The 2386-nt window shown below is 58.6% G+C and carries 2 protein-coding genes and 2 pseudogenes; 2 read left to right on the plus strand and 2 right to left on the minus strand.

Going from position 1 to position 2386, the window contains the following annotated elements; genetic code table 11:
* Positions 1 to 345 precede the first annotated feature (345 nt).
* The gene (locus ACL03I_RS39165) at positions 346 to 951 is read right to left on the minus strand and encodes a DUF2867 domain-containing protein (protein ID WP_412808620.1); all 606 of its coding nucleotides are present in this window, start codon (positions 949 to 951) and stop codon (positions 346 to 348) included.
* Between the two features lie 64 nt (positions 952 to 1015).
* Complete coding sequence (locus ACL03I_RS39170) at positions 1016 to 1300, minus strand: antibiotic biosynthesis monooxygenase (RefSeq protein WP_412808621.1); 285 nt, start codon at positions 1298 to 1300, stop codon at positions 1016 to 1018.
* Positions 1301 to 1692: 392 nt separating this feature from the next.
* On the opposite strand from ACL03I_RS39170, the pseudogene ACL03I_RS39605 reads away from it, so the two are divergent.
* Together ACL03I_RS39605 and ACL03I_RS39180 are read left to right on the plus strand one after the other, a co-directional pair.
* Positions 1693 to 2073, plus strand: a pseudogene (locus ACL03I_RS39605) (helix-turn-helix domain-containing protein); the annotation flags it as partial.
* Positions 2073 to 2386, plus strand: a pseudogene (locus ACL03I_RS39180) (integrase core domain-containing protein); the annotation flags it as partial. The pseudogenes ACL03I_RS39605 and ACL03I_RS39180, both read left to right, overlap by 1 nt.

The raw sequence follows: 2386 nt of genomic DNA on the forward strand, positions 1-2386 counted from the left end.
AGGATTTTCCGTCCCCTGTGGCAGGTTCTCTATGTCGGTGCACCTCAGCTCGTTGGGGCGAGCGGAGGTGATGTTCGCGCGGTTCACCATGGTCCGCATGTTGGACGGAAGGGCCGACTGCGTGCTCGTTCCGTTCGCCGGTTCGAATTACGGGAATCAATAAAAATTCTATAAGCGAGACTTTCAGCAAGAAATGAACGATAGGCCACATTTCTCCGACTGAGGGCACTATGGCCGACCCGGTGAACTACAAGCCGTGGCTGACATGCTACTCGTGCGCTCGATTTCTCGACGCTCCGACATTGAGTCCATGGATTAGAGTAATTCCTATTCGTTCAGCATACTTCAGTAACTCGCACCACGCTCCTTCTCGCTATGTTGCCATCTCCGTCCGATTACAGAAATAAGGGATCGATACACCCCGAGGTACCGAAAAGGGAGAATTGCGATCATGTATAATCTGCCAAAAAGCCCATTGGGTTTGACGAGAACCGCCATTTGTCCCGTGTATTTGCCGCGCCCATTCGGTACCCATACTATGTGCATGACCGTATGTACGGTCCGGTTGGCGAGTTCCGATGCCCATTCTCTTTCCGTCAGATAGACGGAGCGAAATGGCTTACCGTGGAGATCCGGCCCGCGAGGGCCTGCTCGCAAATCGTCTGGCAGCCGATCGCGCAGCGAACGCACCCGAACTCCTATGCCCGTATCAGGCTTGTCCCAGCCCAGAAGCGTCCCTATCGCCCAACGGATCGTAAAAAGTACGCGAAACGATCGCGAGAATTGTCTCGAATCGCCGCCGGAGGAGATCTCCTGGACCAGTCGTGGAAACTCGTCGGGGCCACCCGGGGTGGGTAGCTCCCATACATCCTCAACCCGGAAATCGCTCGCGATTTCTTGGATCCGCCAATTGCTGGACAGGTATGCGTTCTTCGATATTCTCATATGCATCTCCAAACGTGTGGAAGACTCGTGGCGTCCGGGACGCTATTCGATTGGTAGCAGCCCTGCGATGCTATCGAGGCAGGAGTTTGAGGACAGATCGCGGCTTCAACTCACGGTCGTCGAAATTGACATCCACGTCAGCGGCGAGAACTGCGCTAAACGACTCGTTCAGCGCTTCATCCGACTCGAAGAGGGCTGTTGAAACCACGGCATCGCCCGTGTCGCTAATCCAGCATGCTACTGAAAGGCATCCCGCTGTAGATTCGAGGACAGCGGCCACCCGGTGTACGCGGTCGACAAATTCGTTGAAGTACTCGGGTTTTGGGTAGTGGGTGCCGACGAATCCGATTGTCATATCGAACCGTTCCTTCCTCTGGACGTCTGCTTAGCACCAATGCTAGCGGAAGAGCCATTGACTAGCTAGTGGGCCGTTCCTGTGTTTGCTAACACAGGAAGTGCTGGGTCGTTATTCCACCCGATCGTTTGGATCGACACAAGGCGGCGGTGCGGGTGCCCTGCCCAGTAGGCAACGTCCAGGCGGTCGAGGGTGCCGCTCTCGGGTTTGCGGGGTCCAGCATCGGCGGTGCGGGCGATGAGGCGTTGCTCGAAAGGGTCGACTAGTCACCACTGTCCCCTTGCAACCGCCCTACCGTACCTAGGTCGGCCGTTATTGGCCGGAACTTGGTGTCGAGTGGTCGATGCAACATGATCATGGTTCACGAGGAGGTCATGGGTGTCGTCACGGCGGTGAAGAAGTGCCCGGGGTCGCGGCCGCAGTCTTTGAAGCGGCAGCAGTTTTCGAATTGCCGGCTCGGGGCTGGAGTACCGCGACGGCACGACGTGAGGTAGGGATCAGCCGGTCCACGAGCCGCAACTCGCGCAGCGGATACAAGCTCTATCGCAAGGACGGCTCGGTCCTGTTCGTGCCGCCTTTGGATCCGGTTGCCTCCCGGGCGATCTCACCGCGGTTCCTGTAACGACGAGCGCATCGAGATCGCCGACCGTCGTCGCGCAGGTGAGACGCTTCGCGCCATCGCCGCAGTGCTGGGGCTGGCTCCGTCCACGATATCTCGCGAGCTTCGCCGCAACGCTCGCGAGGCCGGGCAGTATCAGCCCTTCGAGGCGGACTGGCCTACAGCGAAATCCTGCCCGACGAACGCAGGAAACCGCTGTCATGTTCTGGCGTCGAGCGCGAAAATACTTCGCCTCCAGTGGGATCACCGTCAAACGAGTCCTCACTGACAACGGTTCCTGTTACATCTCACAGCTCTGGCGGGCCGAGCTGGCCACGACCGGCATCACGCACAAACGCACACGGCCCTACCGGCCGCAGACCAACGGCAAGGTCGAACGGTTCAACCGCACCCTGCTCGAGGAATGGGCTTACGCCCACCCCTACCGGTCCGAAACCGAACGCCGCGCCGCGTTCCACGCCTACAAT

The sequence above is a fragment of the Nocardia sichangensis genome, from assembly GCF_047200615.1.
GTDB lineage: Bacteria > Actinomycetota > Actinomycetes > Mycobacteriales > Mycobacteriaceae > Nocardia > Nocardia sichangensis.